Here is a 14,182-nt window from a genome sequence, read left to right on the forward strand (position 1 = left end):
AACAACCTACCGAGAGAGCACAGCTAGCGATGCTTCAATCCCGGCCGAGCAGGCCCTTGAGCACGTTCTTGAAGGTGTCGATCTCCGTCGGGCTGACGCGGCGAACATCCTCTGCTGCTGCTCCTCGGCGATACGCGCGAGCATTTCCGCATGCTCGATGCCAGCCGCGGTCAATCCGTAATGGCCGCCCTCCTCCCGTACCAGTCCCTTGCCGGTGAGGATCGCCACGGCCTCTTCTATTTCCCGCGCCGGCATCGCCACCTGGCGCTGCAGTTCTGCCATGCCGAAGGACGAATCATGTTCCAGCACCATCAACAATCGCGCCTCGCTGGTACGCAGGCCGGTGGCCATCTGGCGCGGCTGGTAGTCATTCCATCAGCCAGCAGAAGCAGGATGCGAGCCCGTTCGGCAAGGGCCTGTGCCAGCGTACTCATCCTCATCCAGCCTTGCAGGGTAATGAGATCGGAAGGCGTTAAGGAAACTCTGAAGAGGACTTCCAGATTTGGCAGAATGCCTGATCTCACCCGCCGAGACGCCTGATGAAGCAGATGACCTTCGCCGATGCCGAGTACGCCGGCAAGCGCAAGCAGACCCGCAAGGAATTGTTCCTTATCGAGATGGATCAGGTGGTGCCGTGGAAGGGTTTGATTACCCTGATCGAGCCGCACTACCCGAAGGGTGAAGGCGGTCGTCCGGCCTATCCGTTTATGGCGATGCTGCGCATACATCTGATGCAGAACTGGTTCGGCTACAGCGATCCGGCAATGGAGGAAGCGCTCTACGAAACGACCATTCTGCGCCAGTTTGCTGGGCTGAGCCTGGAGCGCATTCCCGACGAAACCACCATCCTCAACTTCCGTCGCCTGCTGGAAAAGCACGAGCTGGCGGCAGGGATTTTGGGCGTGATCAATGGCTACCTGGGAGATCGCGGCCTGTCGCTGCGCCAGGGCACCATCGTCGATGCCACGCTGATTCATGCGCCGAGTTCGACCAAGAACCAGGACGGCAAGCGCGACCCGGAAATGCACCAGGCCAAGAAAGGCAATCAATGGTACTTCGGCATGAAGGCCCATATCGGTGTGGATGACGAGTCGGGCCTGGTGCATAGTGTGGTGGGCACGGCGGCCAATGTGGCCGATGTCACGCAGGTCGATAAGCTGCTGCACGGCGACGAAAACGTGGTCTGTGCCGATGCCGGTTATACCGGAGTGGAGAAACGCCCCGAGCATGAAGGTCGTCAGGTCATCTGGCAAATTGCCGCCCGGCGTAGCACCTACCAGAAACTGGGCAAGCGCAGCGTCCTGTACAAAGCCAAGCGCAAGATCGAAAAAGCCAAAGCGCAGGTAAGGGCGAAGGTCGAGCACCCGTTCCGGGTGATCAAGCGCCAGTTTGGTTATGTGAAGACGCGCTTCCGTGGCCTGGCCAAGAACACGGCACAGCTGCTGACGCTGTTTGCCCTGTCGAATCTGTGGATGGCCCGTCGACATTTACTGAGCAATGCAGGAGAGGTGCGCCTGTAATGTGGGGAATAGCCGCCGCGAGGTGCTCGCTGCGGCTAAAAAGACAGGAATGAGTCAGTGATCTGAGCGTTTTGGGTCGACTCGCCACTTTCAAAATCAGCGATGGTCGAAGCCGGCCAGAAGCACATGGCTACTTCAGACCATCCCTAGAGGTGCCAATACTATACCTGCCACAGCCATACCAATCTTGAATTCACGGGTTGTGTACAACGGCGGGGCGAACGTATAACTGAAGTGTTCCTCTCGCACATGTCCACTTGGATCGTGAAAGTTCACAGGATCGCCGCCACAGTAAACATAGGCTGCGGGACCGCCGACCCCGAATGGACTTGCACTGTCAGGCGTGCGAAAAGACATCATCAGGGGGTCATAGACACGATAACTACCAAGGTAATAGCCACCGTCTGGAAGCTGCACCTCGCCTTTAAAGCCGAGCCAATTATCCCAGTTAGGGTCCACGGGACGATGACCGTAAGGTGAATAGTTGTGATAGGTAATATTACCCGCACTGTCGATACTGGCAAAAACCGTACCGGCCGCATCCCGCAACTCGAAATGCGTCATGGAAGATGCTTTACTTTCCGGCGCGAGCACATTGGCTTGACTGAGGTAGCAACCCACACTTTCATTGAGAAGTATTGTCTGCTTTTCAGTAGCGCCGCCCCACATATTCGTATTGTTCGTTATTTGACTACGCGCGTAGACCTTGCCTGCTCTATAGTGCAACTGAAAACCCCGCGGCCTATCATCGCCCGTTGTGAAAAGAGCACGCACACGGCCTTCGTCATCGTAGGTATACTCCACCCTTGGGTTACCGCCATAGTTAGCGCCTAACCAGTTGCTGCCTTTGACCTTCCCATTATCCAGATAAGATACATGATCCGCGACCCAACGACCTTTTTTATCACTTTTTATAGTCGTACTGGAGTGCTTGGCCAGTAAGCCTGGCACCTTGGAATCAAATTCGCGCTTCATGACGGGCGACCAGGACGTGGCGCTGGGACCCGTCAGTTTAGTTTCAATGACGTTACCGAGCTCATCGTACTTGTAAGATTGCTCGATGACGTCGAGGTCGGTCCTATACGCGTATGATTTATTGTCGGCCGTCCAACTGACAAGCCTCCCATACTGATCATACGTATAGGTATCACTGGCTTGCTGTTTTCCGTTGACACTCAGTAGTTGCTTGGTCAACCGTCCCTCTGTCAGTTGACGAACTAACTTCAGTGTGGACACGCCATCACATACAAATTCCCTAGACACTTCGTGACCCAGCAAATCATAAGCATACGTAACGGTCAGCGTACGGCCATTGGCTATATCTTCGATCGTTTCTTGTTGGAGTTGACCATTATCGGCATACACAGACACAGTGACACAAGCGTCGCTACGCTGCTCCAGCAAGCGCCCCAGTGCATCGTAGGAATAGGCTGTGACCCTGCCCGCGATGTCGGTCATTTTCAGGATCTTGCCACGCACACTTAGCTGCAGACTGGTCGATAGCGTTTTTTTGGTATCATCTGTCGCATTGAGGCCTACGGGGCAGGTTTCGGTATAGGTCAGAGTGTCTGGGTCCCACTGCGAGATATAGCCGGGTAGCGTCGCCGCTGGCTGTTGATTATCGTTTTGGGGAATGGGACTGATACCCTTATAGGTATACTTGTTTTCGACACCGTTGAGGGTTTGTGAATCCAATTGTCCCCACGCCGTCCAGTGTTGACTACCCAGTGCACGTGACGTCTTGTCACCGGCCTCGAGTGTCAGTCCAGTGGCCCCGCTAATGGATGCAGCCCCCGCGTACTCATAACGCAACACTCCACCATTGAACTGCTGACTCAGCAGGCGTCCAAGGGGGTCATAGGTATAAGCACGACGCGTGCTATTGTGCGGTTTGGCCTCAACCAGCCGTCCAAACGCATCGTAAGATGCGACATCCCGCCCCAGGGACGTGAGGCTCTTGCCTTTTTTCTTGAAACGCTCTGACCCAACCAATTGACCAAACTCATCGAACTCGAATTTTGTCTGCAGATGCGCATCATTGCTATAGTTGCGAAGGATGAGCGTTCGCTCGTCGGTACCGAGTTCGAGTTCTTGCGTATAATTTCCGCGCACCAGTTTTTCCGTGTTTGACGTCACGGAGACCTGCTGTGTGATTTTTTCTGTCGCCTTACCGTTGCGATCCTTCAACAGCACCGTTTGATCTGAGGATTTCCCATCCGCCTGCCAGACAGTAGTAACTTCACGAGTACTGTGAAGCTTTGACGTATCCTTGTAATCAAATTGGATGTACTTCTGCAGACGACCCGCAGAATCGTAGTCGAGAGTATCCAGCTTAACATTTATTTCTCTCGGGGCATTGCCGTAGAGGGTGCAAGTATACCCATCATAGGTATATTCAATCTTCTGTACGCATTTCCAGTGACCGTCAGAAGTACTTTTTTTCCATATACCGGTTGCCCTCCCAAACTTATCGAATTTTTTTTGCACCCCACCCTTCAAGCCAGTCGTTTCAATCTGATAGCTTTTAGTTTGGGGCAAAAGCGCATAGCTTATGTTGTTATTTTGCAGCACCGTGCCCCCCTGAGTAATCTTCTCACTTGCCAGGCGCCCTTTGCTGAACCCATACGTTGTCTTAATACCCTGCGTATCAACTGTTTCAATTAGGTACTGACCGTATCCGTCACGCGTTTGCTTGGACTCTACCATCCCTGCCTCGCTTGTGGTTTTTGTCGTCTGCGTGGTCCGGCGCGGCTCTTTTTTATCTATTTCATACGTATGTTGAACCGTCACTCTGGACGCCTCTATTTCCGCGCCGCTGGCGGTCAGTCGATAGCTAGTGCTTGACGCCAACTTGCCAAAACTGGCTTTTTTGGCATCCGAGTGATACGTAAACTCTTCTACTGCCATGGTGCTGTCGCTCCAGTGCGTCAGCTTATAACCCATGCTATTTTTTTTGCTTTGGTCTTTTGCCGCCTGCTGAATCCCGGGTATGGCAGCCTTAAACTTGTCGCTGATATATTCATCATCTTTAGTTTTTTCAGCACATTCTTCGAGCGCTTTCACCATGTCCGCTACCGCGGCGGTCGCTATCTTGAGCTGAACCTTAGATACATCTATTGTCTCAAGCTGGGGTGCCAGTACCGTGAGCGTTCTTGCCAATACCAAGGCGTGAGGGCGATCAATGAGTGCGTTCTTCATCGGTGTCAGCTTGGTGTAACCGAAATACGTTATCTTGACATCCACCGCCGCTGACGCGGTCTTACGCGTAAAACGTTCAGACTCAATGTGACTACAGAACCCTACTGCGTCGCCCGGATAGCCCAGTTCTACTGGGAGGTTAAACGTTTCCGTTGCATAATCATTGGTGGCGTACTCACGAATCGAGGTAAACTTTTTTACAACACTTGAGGTGAAATTTGTGCTTGGCCTAACATTGCTGAGCAACAGAAACCAGGGCGTGAGCAGCGAAGCGTTTATTGTGCGATCAACGTCACTTAATTCAAACTCACTGGATACCGCGTAGCGAGTGTAGTTATTATAATACGTCCACTCCAACTTCTCAGTATCACTCTCGAGACTGACAAGATTTCCTTCATGGTCAAATGTTGAGGTGTGATCCTGGAGGGTGCGCCCATCTACCGTGTACGTGGACCGGCATGAGACTAGCCCCTTGCCGACATCTTGCTGTAAGTCCAGTGCTTTGATGGCGGTGGCCCCGCCCACGACTGTCGTTATCTTATGTGAGCCATCCTCAGAGAATTCGTATGTAGCAGTGGCCGTGAGCGCTTTGCCGGTATGGTAATTGACAACTGCTTTGCGCCCGCTGAACACGTACGTTTCTGTGCTATTTTCACCGGCACCGGGTAATTTCACAGTACGCGTATGAAGCTTTCCGTCTTTCCACTTCAGCTTTTCTGTCGAATCATAGGGAAACGAATGATTTCCATCCGAATAGGCTACTTTGGTGAGAATACTTTTCTCGCCGTCGACGCTGGTGATCTTATAGTACGTAGCCTCCACGAGCGGATCGGAGCATTTCATGCTGATTGTTATGCTGCCGTCTTCATACTCCCAACTGTAAGTTACTTTTTCTTGCCCAACAGGATATACAACGATTTCATTTAATTTTGGTACATCGCCATCACGATTCCAGCTTGCGGTCAATACCGGGCCGATCTCGTCCTTGATTTCGGTTACACGCGGCTGATCCAGGGCGGACTCCCACGTAAAATGGAAGCCTTTACCGAGGGCGTCAACGATGCACCTGAGTAACACCTTGCTCTGGCCCGATTCTTCAGGTGCACCTACACAATCGAATAGTTCTGACAGGCCACTTTTATGGAGAATGCAGATGGTTTGTTCTTTCAGCGCCTTGTTCTGGTAGTCCGCACCTTCTGGAAAAGCCTTTTTTCTTTTAAGCAAAAAATCCGATGCATCGAAGAGGTACCCTGGCCCAACGGACGCGTGGCTTGAATCATCCTCGGCTCGTCCACTCATACGTCGCCCGTCACTAAGCGGTACGCCTTGAACCTCAACCCCGAATGTCGGATAATTGCCCCCCCCGGTAGCCCGCCATGTGCCAGAAGGGTAAATATCAAAGGTCAGATCAGACGCAGCGCTTTCCAACAAGCAACTGGCAGTCAAGTTTATCGGCAGCCCACTGGTTTCACCTAACAGGCGCGCGAGCGGCAGACTAAACTCACATCGACCGGTGCCTTTATTTACCGAAACAAGAGAATTGATAAAAGCCGCATCAATATCAAAGTTATTCATTGTACTGACTCCCTTTTCAGACATTGAAATAATAAGACACCTGATACGACATAATGGTCTCTCGTGCTCGACGTGCAACTATCATTAATGACAGTTGACAGTCTTCTGAGGATATAGGCCTACGCAGACAAAACGCGCTCCATCGGCAACTGCCAAAGCCTCGGCACTATCAAGGACCGCATAAAAATGTTGATAAGGCACAGGTGAAGAGGCTTTAGCGCTTTTGTCGAAGCGCAGCACGATCCGTCGGCGCGCAACCATTTACAGCCTTTGCACGGACGGCCACATTGGACGATAGGTAGAATGGGAGCACCATTGATCGCAGGCTGAAGCACTCCCGCGTATCTCGCCATGCATTAGCCTGCAATGCATTCAGAGCAGCCATTAAGCGTCAGTCGGTCGCTGAATCGAAGTCAATAGTTATTCTCGACTGACGGGAATGTCTCCACCCCCCTTGCCGTCACGCCGCTCACCCATCCACTCATTGACCTTCTGCCCAAACTCCGCTGGCGCCTTGCGCCCGAAACGCCGCGCCAGATCGAGTATGGTCTGCTGGGCCAACGCCTCTTCCATGCGCTTCTGCGCCCCCAGCATCACCGCATGGATGGCACAGGTGCCCTCGGTCGCCCAGCCCGGTGGCGAACCCTCGAACAACGTGCAGCGCTCGCGGATTTCGCGGCAGTCGAAGATCTTTTTCTGCCCATCGATGGCGCGGACGATATCCAGCACGGTAATTTCGTCCGACGGCCGCGCCAGACGGAAGCCGCCGCGCACGCCTTCGGTAGCCGCTACCAACCCTGCGCGGGCGAGCTTGGTGAACACCTTGGCCAGGTACTCCTGGGGCACACCCTGCAACTCCGCCAGGTCACGCACGCTGGATTCGCGAGAGTCGCCGCGCTCATCCACAAGGTACAGCAGGCAATGGATGCCATATTCGACGCCAGCACTGTACAACGACATATCAATCTCCGACCAAATCTGTCGCAAATAGTACGCCCCTCCTGACGGGATGGCAAAGCACCCTACCGCCATTCGTCGGCATTCCGAGACGCATGAATTGCCACTCCCCCCTTGAACCAAGCGGTTTTCGTCGAGAACCATGGCGGCGTCATCCCGCCCTGCCTGCGGAAAAAGCTTGCCGCCCATAACTACGACAACTACAGTCGTAGTTATTCGAGCGGCACGACGCCTGCCATCGAAGCCAGTCAATCCAGTCATGAACCTTGCGGAGCTTCTTTCATGAAATCGAACATCCTGATCATCGGTGCCGGCTTTGCCGGTGTATGGAGCGCCCTGAGCGCCGCCCGCCTGCTCGACCAGGCCCAGCGTGACGACCTGAGCATCACTGTGCTCGCGCCGCAGCCGGAGCTGCGTATCCGCCCCCGCTTCTACGAAGCCGACGTGCATCGCATGAAGGCGCCACTGGGCGAACTGTTCGAGGCCGTGGGCGTGCAGTTCATCGCCGGCAATGCCCAAGCCATCGACAGTGACGCGCGCAGCGTCAGCTACACCGACGCCAGCGGCCAGGTGCAACACATCGGCTACGACCGCCTGATCCTTGCCGCCGGCAGCCAGGTGGCACGCCCGGCGGTACCGGGCCTGGCCGAACATGCCTTCGATGTCGATCAAATGGAGTCGGCGATGCGCCTCGAGCAACACCTGGTGAGCCTGGCCGCCCTGCCCGCCTCGCCTGCCCGCGATACCGTGGTGGTGTGCGGCGGCGGCTTCACCGGCATCGAAACCGCCACGGAAATGCCCGCCCGCCTGCGCGCCATCCTCGGCGCCGGGGCTACGCCTCGGGTGCTGTTGGTGGATCGCGGCGCGAGCATCGGCGGCGCATTGGGTGCTGGCATCCAACCGTCGATCGTCGCCGCCTGCGAACAAGCCGGCGTGCAATGGCTGACCGGTGCCTCGGTGGTGGCCGTCGATGCAGGCGGCGTGACCCTGGACAACGGCGAACACATCGCCAGCAACACCGTGATCTGGACCGTCGGCGTCAAGGCCAGCCCGTTGACCGCACAGGTCGCCGGTGAGCGTGACAACTTCGGCCGTTTGAAGGTCGACGATCATCTCAAGGTGATCGGCCAGGACCACATCTACGCCACCGGCGACACCGCCTGGGCGGCCGTCGACGAAGTGGGCAACCACGCCCTGATGACCTGCCAGCACGCCATCCCCATGGGCCGCCACTCTGGCAACAACGCCATGGCCGATCTGCTCGGCGTGCAACCTGTGGTGTACCGCCAGCCGAAGTACGTCACCTGCCTGGACCTTGGCGAATGGGGTGCAACGTTCAGCGAGGGCTGGGAGCGCGAACTGAAACTGCACGGGCAGGAAGGCAAGGCCCTCAAGCGCCAGATCAACTCGGTCTGGATCTACCCGCCAGCGCCTGACCGTAGCCTGGCGCTGGCCGCAGCCGACCCGCTGATCGCGATCGTCTGATCGGCACGACCTGACAGATCCGTCGACAAATGGCGGATCTGTCTAGACATGTCGTTACTGGCCATGGCTGATGGCCATATGTCATCATTTTAATAAAAAACCTACGAGGGTGAGGCACCCACTCAAACCGCAGCGCATCGAGAGCCTGGCTTCACCCCGGTGAACCCGGCCATCCGTCCATGCTCTTGACGCCTGCACGTCACCGCCAAGGAGCACTCGATGCAGTTAAGGAATATGAAGATCGGCGCACGCGCAGCCAGCGTGTTTGCCCTTTTAGGCGTACTGGTGCTGGCCATGGGCCTGACCGCACTCCATGAAACGGGCGAGATGGACAAGGCCACGGACGAGATCCGCGTCACCTGGATACCCGCCGTCGTGGCCCTCAGTGAAGTCAGCACCAACCTCGGCCGGGCCCGTGCCATCACTCTGCGCGCGGCGCTGGCTGGCGAGACCGCCGAGCGCACCCGCAACCTGGACATGCTCAAGGGCATCAACGAACAACTCAAGACCAGCCTCAGGGACTACGACCGCACCATCGTCGCCGCCGATGACCGTGCTCTGTTCAATACCTTCTCCGCCGCCCATCAACAGTACCTCGACCTGCAGGCACGGGTGCTCGAAGACATCGCCGGCAACCGCATCGGCGAAGCCGAGCAGCTTATCAGTGGCCCGCTCAGCCAGTACGCCGACAGCATGATGAAGGCCATGAGTGCGTTGATCGACTACAACAGCAAAGGTGCCGAGGACGCCTCGCAGCGCAGCAGCGATGTGGCCGACCAGGCATTCAACGCCATCGTTGGCGCCCTGGTGGTGATCATGCTCGCACTGGCTGCCATCGCCACCCTGCTGACCCGCAGTATCGTCGTGCCGCTGGCCGACGCTGTAGCCGTGGCCGAGCGTGTCGCCACCGGCGACCTCACCGCGCACATCCAGGTCACTGGTCGCGACGAGCCGGCCCTGTTACTGCGCGCCCTGGGCCGCATGCAGACGAACCTGCGCGAGACCATTCGCAAGATCGCCGCTTCCTCCGATCAGCTCGCCTCGGCCTCCGAAGAACTGCATACCGTCACCGAAGACACCAGCCGCGGCCTGCATCAGCAGAGCGCGGAAATCGACCAGGCCGCCACTGCGGTCAACCAGATGACCGCTGCCGTCGAGGAAGTGGCCAACAACGCGGTGAGCACCGCCGATGCCTCCCAGGGCGCCGATCACAGCACCCGCGATGGCCGCGATCAGGTCAACCAGGCGCTGGCCTCGATCCAGCAACTGGTCGAGGACGTCACCGGCACCTCCGCCGAGATCGAACAACTGGCTAGCAACGCCAACGAGATCAGCCGGGTGCTGGACGTGATCGGTGCGATTGCCGGGCAGACCAACCTGCTGGCGCTCAATGCCGCCATCGAAGCCGCGCGTGCCGGCGAAGCGGGCCGCGGTTTTGCCGTGGTGGCCGATGAAGTCCGCGCCCTCGCCCACCGCACCCAGCAGTCCACGGCCGAGATCGAGCAGATGATCGCGGGTATCCAGAATGGTACCGAGCGGGCGGTGGCGGCCATGCACAGCAGCCAGGGGCGTGCGACCGGTACCTTGGAAATTGCCCAGGGGGCTGGGCAGGCTTTGGAAGTGATTGCCGAAGCGATCGCCTCGATCAACCAGCGCAACCTGGTGATCGCCAGTGCTTCGGAGGAGCAGGCGCAGGTGGCGCGAGAGGTGGACCGCAACCTGGTGAACATCCGCGACTTGGCGATGCAGACCTCGGCGGGGGCCAATCAGACCAGTGCGGCGGCGCAGGACCTGTCGCGCCTGGCGGTGGATCTGAACGGCATGGTGGCGCAGTTCAAGGTCTGACCCGGTAAACAGCTGGGGCCGCTTTGCGGCCCCAATGCAGCAACATCAATCGATCAGTCATTAACCCCAACGACCCGCCCCGCCTTCTCGGCCGCCTTGCCCCGCGTCGCCAGGCAATAATACAGCGGCACCGTCACGATCAACCCGAACAGCCAGGACAAGTCGGCCCCTTCGACGATATTCGAGTACGGCCCCACATACAGCGACGTATTGGCGAACGGCAACTGCACCAGGATGCCGCAAGCGTAGGCAATGATCGCGTGGTGGTTGAAGCGCCCATAGATGCCGCCATCGGCACGGAAGATCGAGGCGATGTCGTACTGGCCCTTCTTGATCAGGTAGAAGTCGATCAGGTTGATCGACGCCCACGGCACCAGCACCAGCAACAGCGCCAGGATCAAGCCGATGAACTGGCCGATGAAGTCCGCCGAAGCGTTCAGCGCCACCAGGCCGCAACCCACCAGAATGATCGAGGCGAGGATCACCCGCACCTTGATGCTCGGCGTCCACTGCGCCACGAAGGTCTGGATGGCAGTGACGATCGACAGCACCGCGCCATACAAGTTGAGGGCGTTGTGGCTGATGATGTTGAGCAGGAACAGCACCATCAGGATCGGACCGAGCCAGCCGGTGGCCTGCTTGACCGCGTCCATCGCGTCGGTGCCTTGCGGCACGCACAGCACGGCCACCGCACCGAAGCTGAAGCACAGGATGGTGCCCAGGGTCGCGCCGAAGTAGGTAGCCCAGAACGGCTTGGCGATACCCACCTCACGCGGCAGGTAGCGCGAGTAGTCGGAGGTATACGGCGAGAAGCTGATCTGCCAGATGGTGCCCAGTGAAACGGTGGCGATGAAGCCCGACAGGTTGAAGGCACCCCGGCTGAAGAAGTCGGCCGGCAGCTCCTGGACGAACATCATGATGAAGCCGGCCAACAGCGCCGAACCCATCACCCACGTACCGATGCGGTTGAGAATGTGGATGAAGCGGTAGCCGATCACGCCGATGGCGGTGGCACTCAAGGCGCCGATGACGATGGCGCCGGGCATCGGCACGCTCGGGGCGATGCCGTGGATGGTCTTGCCCGCCAGGACGATGTTGGAAATGAAGAAGCCGACATAGATCAGCGCGGTGAAGAACACGATCAGCAAGGCGCCATAACGGCCGAACTGGCCGCGGCTCTGCACCATCTGTGGAATGCCCAGCTGCGGTCCCTGCGCAGAGGCCAGGGCAATCACCACGCCCCCGATCAGATGGCCCAGCACGATGGCGATCAGCCCCCACAACAAATTCAGATGGAACACCTGGACCACCATGGCACCGGTGACGATTGGCAGTGGCGCGATGTTGGTGCTGAACCAGAGGGTGAACAGGTCGCGCGCCTTCCCATGGCGCTCGGCAGGTGGCACGTAATCGACCGTGTGATTCTCGACAAACTGGTGTTGCGACGACGGTTGGGACATGGTTTTCAGCTCGAAAGGTCGTTTTTATCTTTGTAAGGAAACCGCATCTAGGCGGCCTCTCAGCTGCGGACCATATTATGGTATTCCAAACTTTTGACAACACTGATCCGCACGAAAAAACGCCCACTGATCCGTTCGCGCAAGCCCCGCGACAAACCGCCTCACCACTCTAGCCCGCGTTATCCGTGGCTTTGGGCCGTTCATCGTGTAACCCCCAGGTCTGAAAATTCCGCTTGCAAAATAGGTATTACGGTATACCATCAGACACATCAACGATAAAAACCGCGGACCACCGCAGCCTTTTAGAGGTACACGAGATGATCGACGCAACCGTCTACAAGAACGTCCTGGGCTCCTTCCCATCCGGCGTGACCGTCATCACCACCCTGGACGACGACGGCTCGGTCGTCGGCCTGACCGCCAGCGCTTTTTCCTCCCTGTCGATGGATCCGCCGCTGGTGCTGTTCTGCCCCAACTACACCTCCGACTCCTACCCCGTGCTGATCAAGCAGAAGCGCTTCGCCATTCACCTGCTCTCGGGTGAACAGCAGGCCGAGGCCTATGCGTTCGCGAAAAAGGGCAAGGACAAGGCCGCTGGCATCGAGTGGTCCCTGAGCGAGCTGGGTAACCCCATCCTGGCCGGCGCCACCGCCATCATCGAATGCGAACTGTGGCGTGAATACGAAGGTGGCGACCACGCCATCATGGTCGGCAAGGTACACAACCTGATCGTCCCTGAAGAAGCGCCACGACCGATGGTCTATTGCCGCGGCAAGATGGCCAGCCTGCCGGCGTTTGCCTGAAGCCTATCCTGAATCGAGACACCTGGCGCCTGCCCTGCCAGGCGCCAGACACTTTCAAGCGTTGAGGAATGCCCCATGAAATTTTCGTTGTTCGTGCACATGGAACGTTGGGATGAACAGGTCAGCCACCGCCAGCTGTTCGAAGACCTGACCGAACTGACCCTGATGGCCGAGAACGGCGGTTTCAGCACCGTGTGGATCGGCGAACACCACGCCATGGAATACACCATCTCGCCAAGCCCGATGCCGCTGCTGGCGTACCTCGCCGCACGCACCGAGAAGATCCGCCTGGGTGCCGGCACCATCATCGCGCCCTTCTGGAACCCGATCCGCGTCGCGGGCGAATGCGCCCTGCTCGACGTGATCAGCAACGGTCGCATGGAAGTCGGCCTGGCCCGTGGCGCCTACCAGTTCGAATTCGACCGCATGGCCAATGGCATGCCTGCCACCGACGGCGGCAAGGCCCTGCGCGAGATGGTCCCGGTAGTGCGCAAGCTGTGGGAAGGCGACTACGCCCATGAAGGCGAGGTCTACAAATTCCCCACCTCCACCAGCGTGCCGAAGCCGTTCAACGCCACCCCGCCGATGTGGATCGCCGCACGCGACCCGGATTCGCACAACTTCGCCGTGGCCAACGGCTGCAACGTCATGGTCACCCCGCTGATGAAGGGCGACGAAGAAGTGCTGGACCTGAAGAACAAGTTCCAGGCCGCCCTGGACAACAACCCGGACGTGCCACGCCCGCAACTGATGGTGCTGCGCCACACCCACGTGCACAGCCCGTCCGAGCCCGAAGGCTGGAAAGTCGGCGCCCAGGCCATTTCGCGCTTCTACCGTACCTTCGATGCCTGGTTCGGCAACAAGACCACCCCGGTCAATGGCTTCCTCGAGCCGAGCCCTGAGTCCAAGTTCGCCGAAGTGCCGGCGTTCCAGCTGGAGAATATCCGCAAGAACACCATGATCGGTACGCCCGAGGAGATCATCGCGCGTATCAGGTACTACCAGGAACTGGGCGTCGACGAGTTCAGCTTCTGGTGCGACAACAGCCTGCCCCACGCCGAGAAGAAGAAGTCGCTCGAGCTGTTCATCAAGGAAGTGGTGCCGGCGTTCGCTTGAATTCCCATTACCTGAAGCATTGCGGGACGCGCCCGCTCACGAGGGCCCCGGCGGCCCGCGCGAGCGGGCTTTTTTATGGGTCTGCAGCGGCCTCTTCGCGGGCAAGCCCGCTCGCACTGGTTCGTCTCAGCCTTCACGGCCGGCGCTGTACCTGTAGGAGCGGGTTTACCCGCGAAGAGGCCGGCACAGACACCCCATAAACCAAGACATCAGCCCACCTTTC

At 58.0% G+C, this 14,182-nt stretch carries 9 protein-coding genes; 5 read left to right on the forward strand and 4 right to left on the reverse strand.

What is annotated here, in order from left to right; all coding sequences use genetic code 11:
* Positions 1 to 6 precede the first annotated feature (6 nt).
* Positions 7 to 351: a hypothetical protein gene (locus E6B08_RS17815; RefSeq protein WP_136915262.1), complete on the reverse strand. Its 345-nt coding sequence runs from the start codon at positions 349 to 351 to the stop codon at positions 7 to 9.
* A gap of 188 nt (positions 352 to 539) precedes the next feature.
* Here E6B08_RS17815 and E6B08_RS17820 point away from each other — a divergent pair, with 188 nt between their 5' ends.
* The gene (locus E6B08_RS17820; protein WP_136912775.1) at positions 540 to 1,520 is read left to right on the forward strand and encodes an IS5 family transposase; all 981 of its coding nucleotides are present in this window, start codon (positions 540 to 542) and stop codon (positions 1,518 to 1,520) included.
* 135 nt (positions 1,521 to 1,655) lie between these two features.
* Here E6B08_RS17820 and E6B08_RS17825 read toward each other — a convergent pair whose 3' ends face one another.
* The gene (locus E6B08_RS17825) at positions 1,656 to 6,293 is read right to left on the reverse strand and encodes an RHS repeat-associated core domain-containing protein (protein WP_192938554.1); all 4,638 of its coding nucleotides are present in this window, start codon (positions 6,291 to 6,293) and stop codon (positions 1,656 to 1,658) included.
* A 420-nt stretch (positions 6,294 to 6,713) separates the two neighbouring features.
* Positions 6,714 to 7,253, reverse strand: coding sequence for an RrF2 family transcriptional regulator (locus E6B08_RS17830; RefSeq protein WP_136915264.1), 540 nt, complete (start codon positions 7,251 to 7,253; stop codon positions 6,714 to 6,716).
* Between the two features lie 279 nt (positions 7,254 to 7,532).
* Here E6B08_RS17830 and E6B08_RS17835 point away from each other — a divergent pair, with 279 nt between their 5' ends.
* The gene (locus E6B08_RS17835) at positions 7,533 to 8,735 is read left to right on the forward strand and encodes an NAD(P)/FAD-dependent oxidoreductase (RefSeq protein WP_136915265.1); all 1,203 of its coding nucleotides are present in this window, start codon (positions 7,533 to 7,535) and stop codon (positions 8,733 to 8,735) included.
* Positions 8,736 to 8,969: 234 nt separating this feature from the next.
* On the forward strand, positions 8,970 to 10,580 hold the full coding sequence (locus E6B08_RS17840) for a methyl-accepting chemotaxis protein (protein ID WP_416194405.1): 1,611 nt from the start codon (positions 8,970 to 8,972) through the stop codon (positions 10,578 to 10,580).
* Positions 10,581 to 10,633: 53 nt separating this feature from the next.
* On the opposite strand, the gene E6B08_RS17845 is transcribed toward E6B08_RS17840, so the two are convergent.
* Positions 10,634 to 12,040 carry a purine-cytosine permease family protein gene (locus tag E6B08_RS17845; RefSeq protein ID WP_136915267.1) on the reverse strand — a complete coding sequence of 469 codons (1,407 nt, stop codon included), beginning with the start codon at positions 12,038 to 12,040 and terminating at the stop codon, positions 10,634 to 10,636.
* A 317-nt stretch (positions 12,041 to 12,357) separates the two neighbouring features.
* Between E6B08_RS17845 and E6B08_RS17850 the strand changes: the two genes are divergently transcribed.
* Complete coding sequence (locus E6B08_RS17850) at positions 12,358 to 12,843, forward strand: flavin reductase family protein (protein ID WP_136915268.1); 486 nt, start codon at positions 12,358 to 12,360, stop codon at positions 12,841 to 12,843.
* 75 nt (positions 12,844 to 12,918) lie between these two features.
* Positions 12,919 to 13,959, forward strand: coding sequence for an LLM class flavin-dependent oxidoreductase (locus E6B08_RS17855; protein ID WP_136915269.1), 1,041 nt, complete (start codon positions 12,919 to 12,921; stop codon positions 13,957 to 13,959).
* Positions 13,960 to 14,182: the final 223 nt, after the last annotated feature.

It is taken from the genome of Pseudomonas putida, assembly GCF_005080685.1.
GTDB classification, from domain to species: domain Bacteria; phylum Pseudomonadota; class Gammaproteobacteria; order Pseudomonadales; family Pseudomonadaceae; genus Aquipseudomonas; species Aquipseudomonas putida_V.

What these genes read in the sequence shown, in the direction of transcription:
- E6B08_RS17835 (WP_136915265.1), top strand. Translation starts at nt 7,533, where the DNA reads ATGAAATCGAACATCCTGATCATCGGTGCCGGCTTTGCCGGTGTATGG.
- E6B08_RS17850 (WP_136915268.1), top strand. Translation starts at nt 12,358, where the DNA reads ATGATCGACGCAACCGTCTACAAGAACGTCCTGGGCTCCTTCCCATCC.
- E6B08_RS17820 (WP_136912775.1), top strand. Translation starts at nt 540, where the DNA reads ATGAAGCAGATGACCTTCGCCGATGCCGAGTACGCCGGCAAGCGCAAG.
- E6B08_RS17815 (WP_136915262.1), bottom strand. Translation starts at nt 351, where the DNA reads ATGGCCACCGGCCTGCGTACCAGCGAGGCGCGATTGTTGATGGTGCTG.
- E6B08_RS17855 (WP_136915269.1), top strand. Translation starts at nt 12,919, where the DNA reads ATGAAATTTTCGTTGTTCGTGCACATGGAACGTTGGGATGAACAGGTC.
- E6B08_RS17830 (WP_136915264.1), bottom strand. Translation starts at nt 7,253, where the DNA reads ATGTCGTTGTACAGTGCTGGCGTCGAATATGGCATCCATTGCCTGCTG.
- E6B08_RS17825 (WP_192938554.1), bottom strand. Translation starts at nt 6,293, where the DNA reads ATGAATAACTTTGATATTGATGCGGCTTTTATCAATTCTCTTGTTTCG.
- E6B08_RS17845 (WP_136915267.1), bottom strand. Translation starts at nt 12,040, where the DNA reads ATGTCCCAACCGTCGTCGCAACACCAGTTTGTCGAGAATCACACGGTC.
- E6B08_RS17840 (WP_416194405.1), top strand. Translation starts at nt 8,970, where the DNA reads ATGAAGATCGGCGCACGCGCAGCCAGCGTGTTTGCCCTTTTAGGCGTA.